This is a genomic window from Microbacterium sp. SL62, assembly GCF_026672635.1.
Taxonomy (GTDB): Bacteria; Actinomycetota; Actinomycetes; order Actinomycetales; family Microbacteriaceae; genus Microbacterium; species Microbacterium testaceum_A.
Window position 1 is genome coordinate 931,831 of record NZ_JAPPRM010000001.1, and the last position, 14,554, is coordinate 946,384.

At 70.3% G+C, this 14,554-nt stretch carries 13 protein-coding genes and 1 tRNA gene; 6 read left to right on the forward strand and 8 right to left on the reverse strand.

Going from position 1 to position 14,554, the window contains the following annotated elements; translation table 11 throughout:
• The first annotated feature begins 187 nt into the window (after positions 1-187).
• Positions 188-598, forward strand: a complete 411-nt coding sequence (locus tag OVA26_RS04350) for a dehydrogenase (RefSeq protein ID WP_268103160.1) — start codon at positions 188-190, stop codon at positions 596-598.
• A 528-nt stretch (positions 599-1,126) separates the two neighbouring features.
• Here OVA26_RS04350 and radA read toward each other — a convergent pair.
• Both radA and OVA26_RS04360 read right to left on the reverse strand, forming a co-directional pair.
• The gene (gene radA / locus OVA26_RS04355) at positions 1,127-2,494 is read right to left on the reverse strand and encodes a DNA repair protein RadA (RefSeq protein ID WP_268103162.1); all 1,368 of its coding nucleotides are present in this window, start codon (positions 2,492-2,494) and stop codon (positions 1,127-1,129) included.
• Between the two features lie 174 nt (positions 2,495-2,668).
• Positions 2,669-3,622: an L-lactate dehydrogenase gene (locus tag OVA26_RS04360; RefSeq protein ID WP_268103164.1), complete on the reverse strand. Its 954-nt coding sequence runs from the start codon at positions 3,620-3,622 to the stop codon at positions 2,669-2,671.
• A gap of 127 nt (positions 3,623-3,749) precedes the next feature.
• On the opposite strand from OVA26_RS04360, the gene OVA26_RS04365 reads away from it, so the two are divergent.
• The 4 genes from OVA26_RS04365 to OVA26_RS04380 all read left to right on the forward strand — a co-directional run bounded on the left by OVA26_RS04365 (position 3,750) and on the right by OVA26_RS04380 (position 6,513).
• A tRNA-Ser gene (locus OVA26_RS04365) sits at positions 3,750-3,839 on the forward strand.
• An 89-nt stretch (positions 3,840-3,928) separates the two neighbouring features.
• A complete protein-coding gene (locus tag OVA26_RS04370; protein ID WP_268103165.1) occupies positions 3,929-4,405 on the forward strand; it encodes an SRPBCC family protein in 477 nt (158 codons plus the stop codon).
• A 235-nt stretch (positions 4,406-4,640) separates the two neighbouring features.
• Positions 4,641-5,186: a hypothetical protein gene (locus tag OVA26_RS04375; RefSeq protein WP_268103167.1), complete on the forward strand. Its 546-nt coding sequence runs from the start codon at positions 4,641-4,643 to the stop codon at positions 5,184-5,186.
• Between the two features lie 46 nt (positions 5,187-5,232).
• A complete protein-coding gene (locus tag OVA26_RS04380; RefSeq protein ID WP_268103169.1) occupies positions 5,233-6,513 on the forward strand; it encodes an MFS transporter in 1,281 nt (426 codons plus the stop codon).
• Between the two features lie 12 nt (positions 6,514-6,525).
• Here the strand turns inward: OVA26_RS04380 and OVA26_RS04385 are convergent, their stop codons facing one another.
• From OVA26_RS04385 to OVA26_RS04410, 6 genes are read right to left on the reverse strand one after another with little or no spacing between them, the layout of a single operon-like run.
• A complete protein-coding gene (locus OVA26_RS04385) occupies positions 6,526-7,374 on the reverse strand; it encodes an ABC transporter ATP-binding protein (protein WP_268103170.1) in 849 nt (282 codons plus the stop codon).
• Positions 7,367-9,049, reverse strand: coding sequence for a dipeptide/oligopeptide/nickel ABC transporter permease/ATP-binding protein (locus OVA26_RS04390; RefSeq protein WP_268103172.1), 1,683 nt, complete (start codon positions 9,047-9,049; stop codon positions 7,367-7,369). The genes OVA26_RS04385 and OVA26_RS04390 overlap by 8 nt, the downstream gene beginning before the upstream one ends.
• Positions 9,042-10,061, reverse strand: coding sequence for an ABC transporter permease (locus OVA26_RS04395; RefSeq protein ID WP_268103173.1), 1,020 nt, complete (start codon positions 10,059-10,061; stop codon positions 9,042-9,044). The genes OVA26_RS04390 and OVA26_RS04395 overlap by 8 nt, the downstream gene beginning before the upstream one ends.
• Positions 10,061-11,515 (reverse strand): amidase, encoded by a 1,455-nt coding sequence (locus tag OVA26_RS04400; RefSeq protein ID WP_268103175.1) that lies wholly within the window; start codon positions 11,513-11,515, stop codon positions 10,061-10,063. Before OVA26_RS04400 ends, OVA26_RS04395 begins: the two co-directional genes overlap by 1 nt.
• Positions 11,516-11,568: 53 nt before the next feature.
• Complete coding sequence (locus OVA26_RS04405; protein ID WP_268103177.1) at positions 11,569-13,128, reverse strand: ABC transporter substrate-binding protein; 1,560 nt, start codon at positions 13,126-13,128, stop codon at positions 11,569-11,571.
• Positions 13,129-13,160: 32 nt separating this feature from the next.
• Complete coding sequence (locus OVA26_RS04410) at positions 13,161-13,586, reverse strand: DUF3237 domain-containing protein (protein ID WP_268103179.1); 426 nt, start codon at positions 13,584-13,586, stop codon at positions 13,161-13,163.
• A gap of 294 nt (positions 13,587-13,880) precedes the next feature.
• On the opposite strand from OVA26_RS04410, the gene OVA26_RS04415 reads away from it, so the two are divergent.
• Complete coding sequence (locus OVA26_RS04415) at positions 13,881-14,549, forward strand: TetR/AcrR family transcriptional regulator (protein ID WP_144782948.1); 669 nt, start codon at positions 13,881-13,883, stop codon at positions 14,547-14,549.
• The last annotated feature ends 5 nt before the right edge of the window (positions 14,550-14,554 follow it).

Consider the following 14,554-nt stretch of genomic DNA (forward strand, 5'->3'; position numbering starts at 1 on the left):
GAACCCGCGATGTGGCCGCGGCGCCGACCATGGGTCCTGCGGCGCGGGGGCCGCGGCTGCGGGCGACCGTCAGGTGCGGTTTGGGGCGAGTTCTGTGCCCTGGGGCGAGAATTGTCCGCCCCGAATAACAAGATCCGCCCCGAACCCTCGATGCGGCCCCGGCGCCACGCGCGATTAGGCTCGGAGGATGGCCGCAGGCAAGAAGCGCAAGGGGAAGAAGCTCGACGTGGACTTCAAGAACACCGCGCTAACAGACGCCCTGCAGACGCAGGACATGGCCGCGATCGCCTTCGCACTGCGGCACGGGCCGACAGTCGTGCCGCTGATGACCCCCGGCGATGCCGACAACCCGCTCAGCGTCGGCGAGGTGTGGACCTACCGCGACCCGAACACCGGCCAGCTGGCGCTGCTGCTCTTCAGCGACGCGGCGCACAAGCCCGAGACGCTGCCGCCGCACGTGGCCCTGCAGTCACCGCAGTGGCTGCGCACATTCCTCGGAACGCATCAGGATGCCATCACCACGGTGTTCATCGACATCGCGGGACCGCACCCGATCCAGGCTTCGCCCGTCGATCTGATCGCCGCTCTCGACGCCTGAAGCGGGAGGGTCGGACCGTCGTGTCGACGGTGGGCCGTACCCGCGGGTGGACACAGAGCGGCGGGCGGTTTGATCGGCACACCGTTGCGGCGGTGTGCGGGCGGCGGGTCGTCGGGTCTGCCCCGCCGTTGTGCCCGGGCGGACGGCGGGGAGCGTCGGCGCTCTGATACGTCGCGGGTGAAGAACCCGAGTCGCGCGGGTGAGCCACGCGTGCAAGACTCGGGGCCATGGAGTACCTGATCGCCGGTGCCGTGTGCGCCGCCGGACTTGTCATCCCCGCCGTGCTGGGAATGACCTCCCCGCACCGTCGTCGCCGGTCGGCTCCTCCCGGTCGCTGAATCGGCGCGGCCCTCGGTCGAAGGGTCCTCGATGTCTCCCGCCGCCGGACGCCGGTGAGCGCCGGGTCCGTCGAGCGCGGCTCCCATTGGTCGCGGCGCCCGGTGAGCGCGGCGCCCGGTGAGCGCGGCTCGGGAGCCCGGCTCCCGTCGAGCGCGGCGCCCGTCGAGCCCTCGGTGCCCGAGCCCCGGGTCAGAACCCCGGTTCGCTGTCGTCGCGCGGCATGCCGCGCACCTGCAACTCGTTGAGCGCCTGCGCGAGTTTGCGCGACGAGGAGTCGAGCACCGTGTGGTAACCGAGGCGCTTGGCCTCGGACGCGCGCTGGGCGGCCTGCGTGACGTTACGGATCTCGCCCGTGAGGGTGAGTTCGCCGATCGCGGCGAGACGCTTCGAGACCTTGCGGTTCTTCACCGCGTTGGCGACGGCGATCGCGATCGCCAAGTCGGCGGCGGGTTCGACCAACCGCACCCCGCCGACGGTCGAGACGTAGACGTCGCGGTCGGAGAGCGTGAGCCCCATGCGGCTCTCGAGCACCGCGAGCACCATCGCGACGCGCGAGGAATCGACGCCGTTGACGATGCGCCGCGGGTTGGGAGCCGTCTGGCGCACGGCCAGGGCTTGAATTTCCACGGGCAGAGCGCGCCGGCCCTCCATCGCGATGGTGACGCACGTGCCGGGTTCGGGTTCGCCGTGACCGAGGAACAGCGCGCTCGGATCGGCAACCTCGGCGATGCCCGTGCCGGTCATGTCGAAGCAGCCGACCTCGTCGGTCGGCCCGAAGCGGTTCTTGAGCGCGCGGACGAAGCGCAGCGAGGTCTGACGGTCGCCCTCGAAGTGGCAGACGACGTCGACGAGGTGCTCGAGGATGCGGGGACCGGCGATCGAGCCGTCCTTCGTGACGTGGCCGACGATGATGATCGGCAGACCCCGCTCTTTCGCGACACGGATGAGGGCGGACGCCACCTCGCGCACCTGCGCGGGCTGACCGGCCGCCCCGTCGCTGTGCGCCGACGACACCGTCTGCACCGAGTCGACGATGAGCAGGCCCGGCTCGACCTGATCGATGTGCCCGAGGATCGTGGCGAGATCGGTCTCGGCCGCGAGGAAGAGCTCGTCGTGCAGGGCGCCGGTGCGCTCGGCGCGCAGTCGCACCTGTGCCGCGGACTCTTCACCGCTCGCGTAGAGCACGCGTCGGCCGGCGCGGGCGCTCTGCGCGGCGACCTCGAGCAGCAGCGTCGACTTGCCCACGCCCGGCTCGCCGCTGAGCAGGATGGCGGCGCCGGGGACGATACCGCCGCCCAGCACGCGGTCGAACTCGCCGACCCCGCTCGTGCGTCGCGGGGCGTCTTGCGTGTCGATCTCGGTGATGCGGCGGGCCACGCGCCCGGCCCCCGGAGCGACCGGCGTGATCGAGCGGACGATGCCCGTCTGCTCCGCCGCCTCGACCACGGTTCCCCAGGATTGGCACTCACCGCAACGGCCGACCCACTTCAGCGTCGTCCATCCGCACTCGGTGCACCGGTAGGGCGCGGTGGCTGCAGCGGGACGTCGGGATGCCATGTGCTCAGGCTACGCGGGGCCTCCGACATCGTCGGTCGCCGGGGTCATCGGCATCCGGACCCGATCCGACCAACGTGGCCGCGCCCGTTGCCATAAACGCCCCCTGCGATGAGAAACGCCGTCGGAGTGCGTTTCTCATCGTAGTGAGCGTTTATCGCGGCGGCGCCTCGTGGCTCAGCCGCGCAGCGACCCCGCGACCGTCGTCAGAGCGTCGGCGGAGCGGCGCAGCAGCGTCAGCTCGTCGGCAGAGAACGGCGTCGCCGCCAGAGGGGAAGCCCCGCGCGCCGAGACGATCGAGGGCACGGAAAGCGCCATTCCGCTGATGCCGTGGAAGTCGTCGAGCACCGTGCTGACCGGGAGGATCGCGTGCTCGTCGCGCAGGATCGCCTCGACGATGCGGGCACTCGACAGGCCGATCGCGTAGTTGGTCGCGCCCTTGCCCTTGATGACCTTGTACGCGGCGTCGCGGACGTCGACGGCGATGGCATCGAGCTGTTCACGGTCGAAGCGCGTGCCGTCGGGGAGCTCGAACTCGGTGATCGGAACGGAGCCGATCGTCGCCGTCGACCACAGCGGGAACTCCGTGTCGCCGTGCTCTCCGACGATCCACGCGTGCACGCTCGAGGTCGCGACCCCCGCGCGCTGGGCGAGCTTCCACCGCAGACGCGAGGTGTCGAGCACCGTGCCCGAGGCGAAGATGCGGCGGCTGGGCAGTCCCGTCGCCTCTTGCGCGAGGACCGTGAGGACGTCGCAAGGGTTCGTGACGATCACGTAGATCGCGTTCGGGGCGACCTCGAGGAGTTTCGGCATCATGTCGCGGATGATCGCGGCGTTGGTGGCGGCCAGCTCGGTGCGCGTCTGGCCGGGATTCTGCTTCGCGCCCGCGGTGATCACGACCACGTGCGAGCCCTCGGCGACCGCGACGTCGCTGCCGCCGGTGATGTCGCTCGACCCGGTGAACTGGGTCCCGTGGGCGAGGTCGAGCACCTCGGCCTCGACCTTCTCGGCGGCGATGTCGTAGAGCGCGACGTGTCGCGCGGACCCGCGGATGAGCGCGGCGTACGCGACACTCGCGCCCACGCTGCCTGCTCCCACGACCGTCAGCTTCGAGTTCTCGATCACGCTCATGGCTCGATCCTGGCAGTGGGTGAGGACGGCATCCAGCGGGGTCGTTCGACGGTGGATGAACGGATGCCGAGGGCCAGCGCGAGGCGCCGATTCGCGGCATCCGCAAGTCTGTCGTAAGCTATTCGGCGGTGACGTGTCCGAGCGGCCGAAGGTGCAACACTCGAAATGTTGTGTAGGTTCACCCCTACCGTGGGTTCAAATCCCACCGTCACCGCCACCACGAAGGCCCCGGATCCTCACGGATGCGGGGCCTTCGTCTTGCCTCCCCTCGATGCGTCGAGCGCCTCGCCCTGACACGATGACTTCATGCCCGTCATCGAGTCCCGCTGCGTCGTCCCGGTCGACGTGAGCGTCGCGTTCGCCGTGTCGCAGACCACCGGCGAGACCCGTAAGCGATGGGATCCGTTCATCCGGCGCCAGTACTTCGTCGACGGTGCGACCGCTCCGGCGAAGGGCGTGCGGACGTACACCGTGCAGCGTTTCGGCTTCCGGATGGAGAGCGAGTACGTCTCCTACAACCCGCCGTCGAACGTCGGCATGAGGATGACGAAGGGATCCTGGTTCTTCGAGCGCCTCGCCGGCGGGTGGAAGTTCACCCCCGTCGCCGACGACCCCGGCAGCACTCTCGCCGTCTGGCGGTACAACTTCGCCTGCCGCCCCCGGTGGCTGGCACCGCTCGCCGAACGGATCGGCGCCGTCGTGCTGCAGCGCGACATGGATCGGCGCATCCGCGGTTTCGCGAAAGGATGCTCCGACCCGATCGTGCTCGCCGCCGCGCGCTGAGCGGGGCTGCTGGCCGGCTGGGACACGGGGCCCGGTCGCCGCGTCGACGCCACGGCGCGATATCGCCCGCCCCGCCGCACCGAGGACCCCACCTCGGAACGGGCGCGTCAGCTCGTTACGGAGCCGCGTCAGTGACCCGATAGTAGGGCTGGACTCTTCCGGGCCTGCCACGAGGTGCGCGCGTGAAGACGCTGACCCGCGACGTCCACGCCCTCGTTCCGATCGGAGCCGCCGCATGACCGCCCCAGCCACCCGTGAGCACCGGACGTACCCGGTGCTGACCCTTCCCGTGTTCGATCTGCGGATGGGGGATGTCGTGGTCGGTACCGACTCCGAGATCATCGGGATCGATGCGGAGAGCCCGTGGACCCGTCGTCTCACCGAGCGGCATCCGGACGGGCAGATCACCCACTTCACGTACGACTGCGCGGACGAACTCGCGGTCCATCGCCGCCCCGCGCCCGCTCCTGTCGTCCCCGCTGCGGCGGCGGAGGCAGCCTCCAACACCGGGCGTCTCGCCGGGATCCGCTGCCCGCGGTGCGCGCACGAGCGGGCCTTCGTCGTTCAAGTCACCCTGAACGTCGTCATGCTCGACGACGGCGTGGATCCGGCCGCGGCGGGGCAGCCGTCGGCGGAGCACTTCCCCGCGCGCGTCATCGACCCGCGGAGCGGATTCTCCAACGGCGACCCCATCCAGTGCCACGAAGGTCGGGGCGGCTGCGGCCACCGCGGGACAGTCGAAGAGTTCCGCATCCGCACGGGCGCTGACGCCGCGGGGTGACCCTGCCGCCGAGCGGTCGCGCCGCCGGCGTCGATACGCTCGACGCATGGACGAGGACTCACCGTCGGCAGCGGCGCCGGGCGAGATCCTGCGCCACCCGGCGTTCGCCTTCTTCTGGACCGCGACGACGCTACGTGCCTTCGGTTCCACCATCGCCGGGGTCGCCTTCCAGGTCTTGATCGTGACGGTGATCGGCGCGACGCCCGGGCAGGTCGGCATCCTGAATGCCCTCAGCGTCGTTCCGTACCTGTTCCTCGGTTTGGTCGTCGGCGCGTGGATGGATCGCTGGCGACGACAGCGGGCTCTGGTGGTCACCACGATCGGCCGGGCGGTGGTGCTCGCGATCGTCCCCGTCCTTGTGCTGACGGGGGCGCTCGATTTCTGGTCGCTCGCGGCGGTCACCCTGGTGCTCGGCGTTCTCACCCTGTTCGGGGATTCCGCGGCGCAACCTCTCCTGCCACGACTCGTGCCGCGGGCGTCGCTCCCCGCGGCCAACGCCCGACTCGGCCAGAGTCAGACCGTCGCACAGACGGCCGGACCCGCGATCGGCGGTGCGCTTCTCGCGATCGTGGGAGCGCCGGTCCTCTTCGTGATCGACGCCGTCGTCGCGGCCGTCGCCGCTGTTCTGCAGTCGCGCATCGTCGTGTCCGAGAAGAGGGCCGCGCCGCGGGCCGCCGGTCGACACGTCGGGCACGAGATCGCCCAGGGCATGCGCTACACCTATCGGCATCCGACGCTCCGGCCCCTCGCCCTGTCGATCCACGTGTGGTTCCTCGGCAACAGCATCGTGGCGACGGCATTCGTCGTCTTCGCGCTGCGAGAACTCGCCCTGCCGCCCTGGGCCTACGGGGTCGCCCTCGCGCTCGGGGGAGTGGGCGGTTTCGTGGGAGCGGTCATCGCCCCGCGCCTCGGCGCCCGCCTCGGGGCGGGACGCGCGATCCTGCTCGGCCGCGTTCTGGTCGTGCTGCCCTGGGCCGCCCTCGCGCTCGTGCCGCTCGGCCCCGACAGCGGTATCGGGGTGACCCTCGGCGTCGTCGCCGCCGCCCAGTTCGTCTACGGACTGGCGATGGGGATCGAGGACACCAACGACATCTCCTACCGTCAGTCGGTCGCACCCGATGGCATCCAGGGGCGGATGAACTCCACCATCCGCACCGTGAACCGCTCGGTGTTCTTCGTCGGAGCGCTCCTGGCGGGGCTGTTGATGACCGTGATCGGTCTGCCCGCGACGCTTGGCGCGGGCGCCGGGTTCTTCGTCCTCGCAGCCCTCGTCGTCGCCTTCTCGCCGTTGCGGGGTGCGCGGCACGGAGGGGTGACGAAGAACTGAGGGCCCCGAGCCTCAGCCGAACAACCGCCGGCGTCCCCGGACCGGCACCGTCCGCACCGCCGCGGTGACGACCGGGGCGGTGACATCGAAAGCCGCTCCGCCGGGCACCGACTCGAGCAGCCGCCGCGTGTACGCCTCGCGCGGATCGGCGAACACCTCGGCGATCGCCCCCTGCTCGACGATGCGTCCGTGCAACAGCACGACCACCTCGTCGCACAGCTCCTCCACCACGGCGAGGTTGTGCGAGATGAAGAGCATCGTGAGGTTCCGTTCGCGCTGCAGTCTCTCGAGCAGCTGCAGGATTTCGGCCTGCGTCGACACGTCGAGGGCCGAGGTGATCTCGTCGGCGACGATGACGTCGGGGCCCACGACCAGAGCCCGTGCGATCGCGATGCGCTGGCGCTGACCGCCCGAGAACTCGTGCGGGTAGCGGTCGACGGCATCCTCTCCCAGAGCGACGGATGCCAGGGCCTCGACGATCCGCGCACGGTGGCGCCGCTGGCGTGCGCCGACGGGATCGATCGCCTCGGCGAGGGTCTGCCCGATCGTGCGTCGCGGGTCGAGGGACGAGAACGGGTCCTGCGGGATGTACTGCACGCGACGCCTGACCGCCGCGACGCTCGCGCGCGGGGCCGAGGCGAGCTCGACGCCGTCGAAGACGACGGAGCCCGTCGCGATCCGGTTAAGCCCCACGATGGTCTTGGCGAGTGTCGACTTGCCCGAGCCCGACTCGCCGACGATCCCGATCGTGCGCCCGCGCTCGACGTCGAGGCTCACGCCGTGCAGAACACGAGTGCTCCGGATGCCATGACCCAGGTCGACCGAGAGGTCGCTGATGCGCAGAAGGGGGGTGTCAGACACGGTCGTGCTCCTCGATCGGGCGGGGTGTCGTCTTCAGGGTGGGAGTGGCCGCCAGCAGAGCACGCGTGTACGGGTGCTCGACCTCGCGGCGGCGGAGCTGGTCGGCCGTGAGCCGCTCGACGATCTCGCCGGTACGCATCACGAGGACGCGGTCGCACAGGGCCTCGACCACGCCGATGTCGTGCGAGATGAACAGCACCGCGGTGCCGTGGTCGCGGTTCAACCGACGCAGCTGTCGCAGGACGTCGGCCTGCACCGTGACGTCGAGGGCCGTGGTCGGCTCGTCGGCGATGAGCAGCTTCGGGTCGGTGACGAGCGAGCTGGCGATGCCGGCGCGCTGCAGCATGCCGCCCGACAGCTGGAACGGGTGCTGACCCATGACCTTCTCGGGCTCGCGGATGCGCATCTCGCCGAGGCCGTCGCGGAGGGTGTCGCGCGCGGCGCGGCGAGAGAGCCCCAGGTGGACGCGCGCGACCTCGGTCAGCTGGGCGCCCATCCGCAGCGCCGGGTTGAAGGTCGACCCCGGGTCTTGGTAGACCAGCCCGATCTCTTTCGCGAGGCGGGAACGGTGGCCCCCGGCGAGGAGATCGAGGTCGTCGAGGCGGAGGACCTCGGCATCCACCGCCACTCCATCCGCCTGCAGGCGAGCGAGCGACATCGCGGTCATCGACTTGCCGGAGCCCGATTCGCCCACCAGCCCGAGGATCTCACCGGGCGCGATCTCGAACGAGATGCCGTCGACGAGAGTCTTGCCGCCGGGGGCGCGAACGGTGAGACCGCGGACCTCGACGAGGGCCTCGGGGCGGGTCGAGGGGCCGCGCGGGGCGCGACGGGCGAGAGTCGACCGGGACGCGCGGGAGCTCCGAGGGTCGAGGTACACGGCGAGACCGTCGCCCGTGAGCATCGCGGCGACGCCGGCGAAGACGAGCATGACCGAGGGCCCGACCACCTGGAGGGGTTGGGAGTACACGGCCGGAAGCCCCTCGTTGAGTAGTCGCCCCCAGTCGAACGCGGGGCTCTGCACTCCCAGTCCCACGAACGACAGGCTCGAGATGTCGAGGAGCGTGAGGGCGAAGCTCGACGCGATGAGCACGAGCAGCGGGCCCGAGATGTTGGGCAGCAGGTGCCGGCTGAACAGACGGAAGCGGGGGACGCCGAGCAGGCGGGCGGTACCGACGTAGTCGCGGTTCGCCACGGCCCCCGTCATGTTCGAGGTGATGCGCGCGAAGCTCGGGACGCCCGCGACCGCGATCGCCACGACGGCCGAGGCGGTGCCGGCCCCCAGGATCGCGGCGATGACGAGAGCGAGGATCAGAGAGGGGAAGGCGACGGTGGAGTCGATGATGCGCAGCACCCACTCGCGCACCCATCGCGGTCCGACCCACACGAGTCCGCCGATCAGAACGCCCAGGATGACGGATCCGGCGGTGGCGGCCGCGGCCATGATCAGGGTCAGGCGAGTTGCGACGAGAGTGCGGGCGAACACGTCGCGACCGAGGTCGTCGGTGCCGAGCCAGTGCGCCGCCGAAGGGGCCGAACGGGTATCGGGGGTGACCGCGGTGGCGGCCGTCCCCCAGAGGATCGGGGCGATCACGGCGATGACCACGAGCAGGCCCAGCATGATCAGACCCGCGATGAGGGATGCCGGGATGCGGCGGGTGCGTCGATCAGACATGCGTCGAGCCTCCGAGGGTGCGCGGGTCGATGAGGCCCAGGATCACGTCGATGAGCAGGTTGATGAGGATGGCGAGCGCCCCGACCGTCAGCACGATCCCCTGGATCACTGGGAAATCGCGGAAGATGATCGCCTGGACCACCTCGAGGCCGAGGCCGGGGAGGCTGAAGACCGTCTCGATGACGATGGCGCCGCCCAGCATGCTCGCGAGGATCAGGCCGGTGAGCGTGAGGGTGCTGGCCATGAGGTTCGGCAGTGCGTGGCGGATGTACAGCCGGGCGGCATCGAGACGGCGCCCGCGCGCGGTGCGCATGTAGTCCTGGTGCAGCACCGCGTAGGTCTCCTGCACCACCACGCGGGCCACGGCGAAGGTCGGACCGAGCGCGAGCGCGACGATGGGCAGGACGTACGCGGATTGGGTCGCGGCGCCCCCGGCGGGGAGCACCTTCAACCAGATCGCGAAGACCACCACGAGCAGCGTCCCGGCGACGTACGCCGGAACCGAGGCGAAGAAGCCGGCCACCGCGCCGAAGCCGACGGCGAGCCAGGGGCGACGACCACTGCGCGTCAGCACGCCGATGGTCATGCCCACCGGGATGGCGATGACGATGACGAGCAGGATCGCTCCGAGCGCGGTGGTCGCGGTGTACGGCAGCTTCGTGGCGATCGTGGTCGTCACGGGCGTGTTGTAGCGGAAGCTCTGGCCGAGGTCGAAGGTGGCGAGGCCTCGCAAGTAGTCCAGGAACTGCAGGGGCAGGGGCTGGTCGAGATGCAGGCGTTCCCGCAGGGCTGCGACCGCATCGGGGGAGGCGTTGGCACCCAGGATGGCCACGGCGGGATCGCCCGGGATGAGCGGCACGATGAGGAACGTCAGCACCACGAGGAGCCCGAGCGAGAGGACGAGGCCGCCGAGACGTCGCAGCGCGAACGAACCCCAACCGCTGCCCCCGCCCCGCCGGCGGACCGGCGGAGCAGGGGCTTCGGCGATCACCGAGAGATCGACGCCGGACATCAGTCGCCGGTGACCCGGGTCGTGTTGCCCGCCAGCGCGGCGCCGCGGGCGAGGGGCGCCTGGCGGTGCTGCCAGTCGAAGACCGGCTCGAGCTCGGCGCCGACGCGCAGCAGGGTCGCCTCGTCGTAGGGAGCGCCCACCAGCTGCGCGCCGAGGGGCATGCCGTTCGCGCCCGTGTGCACGGGGAGCGAGATCGCGGGCAGGCCCGCGATGTTGCAGAACGCGGTGAACGAGATCGTCGAGAACTCCGTCAACCTCTCGCCCGCGGGATCGTTGTTGGCCTCGTCGTACACCGATCCCACCAGCGGGGTCGGGACCGCGGTGGTCGGGGTCAGCAGGACGTCGAAGTCGCGCCCCCACTGCGCGTTGACCTGACGCGTCTCCCACTGGAGGAGGGCGGCGATCTCGGCGTACTCGCCGGCGTGGAACGACGCCGCCCGGTCGTAGCGGTACCGGATGTAGGTCTCGAGCTTGTCGGCATCCTCGATCGGAGACGCCCACGTGGACGCGCTGATGATCAGGTCGGCGAAGCCGCGGGTCGCGCGCTCCGAGAACAGGAACGGAGAGACCGGCGTGACCTGGTGTCCGAGCGCCTCGAGGGCACGCGCGGCCACGAGCGCGGCCTCGCGGTTCTCGGGGTGCACGTCGACGCCCGTGGGGGCCTCGAGCAGCAGGCCGACGCGCAGGCGAGGACCCGCCGCGCGGATCTCGTCGAGGTACGGGCGCGCGGGAGCCGGGGCCGAGTACCACCCGAGCGGGTCGAGTCGGCCGAGGGCGTCGAGCACGCCCGCGGCGTCTTCGATCGTGCGGGTGATCGCCCCCTCGGTCGTGGAGTGCTCCCACGCGCGCACGTCGTTGGGGATGCGTCCGCGGCTGGGCTTGAGGCCGATGAGGCCGGTGGCGGCCGAGGGGACGCGGATCGAGCCGCCGCCGTCGGAGGCGTTGGCGATGGGCACGATGTCGGCCGCGACCGCCGCCGACGCCCCGCCTGATGACCCGCCCGAGGTGTAGCCGAGGTTCCACGGGTTGCGCGTCTTACCGTGGCGGGTGTTCTCGGTCGCGGTCAAGGCGCCGAACTCGGGGCTGTTCGAGCGCCCGAACAGCACGAAGCCGGCGTCTTCGATCAGGTCGACGGTGATCTCGTTGGCATCCGCCGGTCGTTCTTCGACGGCCATGGACGAGTAGGTCAAGGGCTGATCGCGGACCGCGACCAGATCCTTGATGGGCATCGGCACGCCCTCGAAGGGGCGGGAGTCGTCGCCGCGGCGGATGCGCTCGTCGGACGCGCGGGCCCGCCGGAGCACGTCGTCTCGGTCGATCCAGACGATGGCGTTGACCTCGGAGTTCACCGCGTCGAGGCGGTCGAGGTAGTGCTGGGCGGTCTCGACGGCCGAGATCTCGCCGGCGCGGATCTGTCGGGCGAGCTCGGTGGCGGAGATCGAGGAGGAGATCATGAGGGGTCCTTTCGGGATGCCGGGCATCGACGCCCGGCATCCCCTGTGGCGTGTCAGTTGGCGATGCGGAAGATCGGGTCGTCGAGCGCTCCGCCGAGCATCTGCACGGTGAAGCCGGGACGCGAGGCGTAGATGAACGCGTCGTTGAGCAGCGGAAGGGTGTCCGATCGGTCGACCAGGGATTGCACGGTCTTGTCGAGCGCGGCGCAGCGCGCGGTCGCGTCGGACGCGGAGTTGGCGGTCGCGAACGACGCGTCGGCCGCGGCGTTGGACACGGCGCCGTAGTTGGTGCCGCCCTGGTCGATCGTGGGTCCCGTGAGGTTCAGCAAAGGGCTGGCGAGCGAACCCAGGAAGTTCAGGTCGGCGAAGACCGTCACGTCCCAGTCGCCGGGCTTGGCGACGACGGTGGTGATCCAGCTGCCGACGTCGGTGTTCGTCAGCTCGACCGTCGCTCCCGCCGCGCGCAGCGCCTCGGCGATGTATTCGTTGCCCGCACCCGCGGGGCCGACGATCGTCGGAGCGACCAAGCGGATCGTCTTGCCCGACAGCGCCGTGGTGGCCGCGGCGACGTCCTGCGACGGGATGTCGATGGACGAGTCGGAGACGCAGCTCACGTCGGGGGCGCCGAGCGAGGTGAGCACTGCGCCGGTGTCCTGCGAGGTGACGTTGCCGAACATCGAGCGGTCGATCGCCTGGATGACGCCCTTGCGGAGAGCCTCGTCGGTGAAGGGGCTGCCCTCTCGTTCGTTGAAGATCAGGTAGCTGTCGGAGAAGTGGTTGACGGTGACGGCGTAACCCGTCTGGCCCTGGAAGCGATCGCGGGTGGTGGCCTGGATCTTGCCGATGTCGAGCTGGCCGCCGAGGATCAGGTTGGCCGTCGCGGTGGAGTCGGGCGACACCGTGTATTCGAGGTTCTTCGCGGGCGTGCCCGAGATCGCCGTCGACCACTGGGGCCACGAGCGGTAGTCGTCGCGCAGCGTGTAGTCGTACTTCACCCCGGGCTCGAAGGACGTCAGGGCGTACGGCCCCGACTCGCTGCCCTTCACGGTGCCCGCGGCGAGGCCGGCGGGATCGGCGAGACCCGCCGGGCAGATGATTCCGGCGCTGGCGACCGAGGTGGCGTCGACGAGGTAGGGCCAGGGGGTGGTGAGGCTGACGGTGACCGTGTTCGCGGCGTCGTCCGCGGTGATCGTCGGGGTGTTGCCGGGGCCGAAGGTGTAGACGACCTGCGTGGACCCGCTGCCGGGACGCGCGAAGTAGTCGAGGGAGTTCTTCACGACCGTGGGCGTGATCTTCGTGCCGTCGGAGCAGGTCGCGTCGGTACGCAGCGTGAAGGTGGCCTCGGTGGGCGTCGAGGTCCACGAGGTGGCCAGGCCCGGGACGAGCCCCCCGGCGTCGCGACGGGTCAGCGTGTCGTACGAACTGCGCGCGAGCAGGAAGTCGGGCAGCGACGTGCTGAGGGTCGGGTCGAACGTGGCGGGGATGTCGATCGTCGTGCGGATGGTGTCGGTCGTCGCCGAGGCACCGGTGTCGCCGGTGGTCGTGCAACCGGCCGTCGCGATCGCGACGGTCAGGGCGAGGGATGCGGCGATGACGCCGTGTCGCTTTCTCATGGTCTGCCTCTCGGGTGATGCGCGGGTCGGGTTCAGCTCAGGACTTCGAAGATGTCGATGGTCGTGTCGCCGGCGTGGGCGTAGGCCTTGCCGACGAACATCGAGCGGGTGAGCCAGTGCAGGCTCGGGGCCACCGTGCGAAAGCGCGGCGTGGTCAGGAAGTACTCCTCTTCGTCGGCCTCGGAGGGACGGACGACGCCGACGTTGACCACGTCGATGACGTCGCCGGAGGTGGTGCGGATGAGGTACCGCGCTTCGACGTCGTAGCTCCCGTCGGCGCGCTCGAGGCACCAGTCGCCGCCGCCGGGCACGATCTCGCCCTCGATGTCGCCGGAGACCGGACCTCCCGTGATCGGGATGAAGGTGAGGGTGTCGGCGCCCCTCTTCTCGAGGGGGATGGCGGGGTCGACGCGGGCTACGACGGTGAAGCAGGGGCGGAGCGATGGAGCGGGATTCATCAGGGCCTCCGAGGCGGGTGGGCGGCGCTTCGTTGCGCGTGTCCCGAGTATCCTCATAGTGTATGCTTTAGTCAATAGCATTCACTAACTCGTAACGTCCGCCGACGACGGCGGTAACACCGGGCTCGTCGGCGCGACCCTTTCCTTCTCCTCCGCCTCCGCCGGATGACGACGATCGGTAGGCTTTCCGCTGCCGCGTCGCTTGCTTCACTCCATAGTGAATGAGATGATCATGAACATTCACTAACCCCGGTCGGGCCGATCGACGCTCGCCGGGGTGAGATCGGGGGCGTCATGACCGAAGAGGCGAGGACCCGGCGCAAGCGCGGATCGCTCAGTCGCGTGGAGATCGTCGAGGCGGCCCTTCGGCTGATGGACGGCGAGGGTGAGTCGGCACTCACGTTCTCGCGGCTGGGGGCCGAGCTCAAGTCGTCCCCGACGGCGGTCTACCGGCATTTCGCCAGTCGCGACGAACTGCTCGAAGCCCTGGCCGACCATCTCGACGGCATCTCGCTCGAGGGCTACGAACCCACCGACGAGTGGCGCGCCGACCTCGAGGATCTCGCGTGGCGCGCCTGGCGCACCGCCGAGGCGCACCCCGCGGCCGCCGCCCTCACCCTGTTGACGGTGGCCAACAGCATCAACGAACTGCGGGCCGTCGAATGGATCCTGCGCGCGATGGCTGTTGCGGGTCTGCACGGACGCGAGGCGGTCGTGCAGTACCAGGTCTACGCGCAGACCGTGCTCGGCGCCGCCTCGGCGTACGGCGCGCGCCTGGCCGCCGGCGCCACTCGAGAGGTGGCGGACGGGTGGATCCAGGTCTACGCCCCCACCGACCCTTCGCAGTATCCGCACGCCGAGGCGGCGAAAGCGGAGCTGGCGCTGGTGAACTACCGCGAGGTGTTCGCCAAGCAGCTCGAGATGTACCTCGACGCCCTGGCCACGGTCGCGGCCGCCGTCTGAAGGAC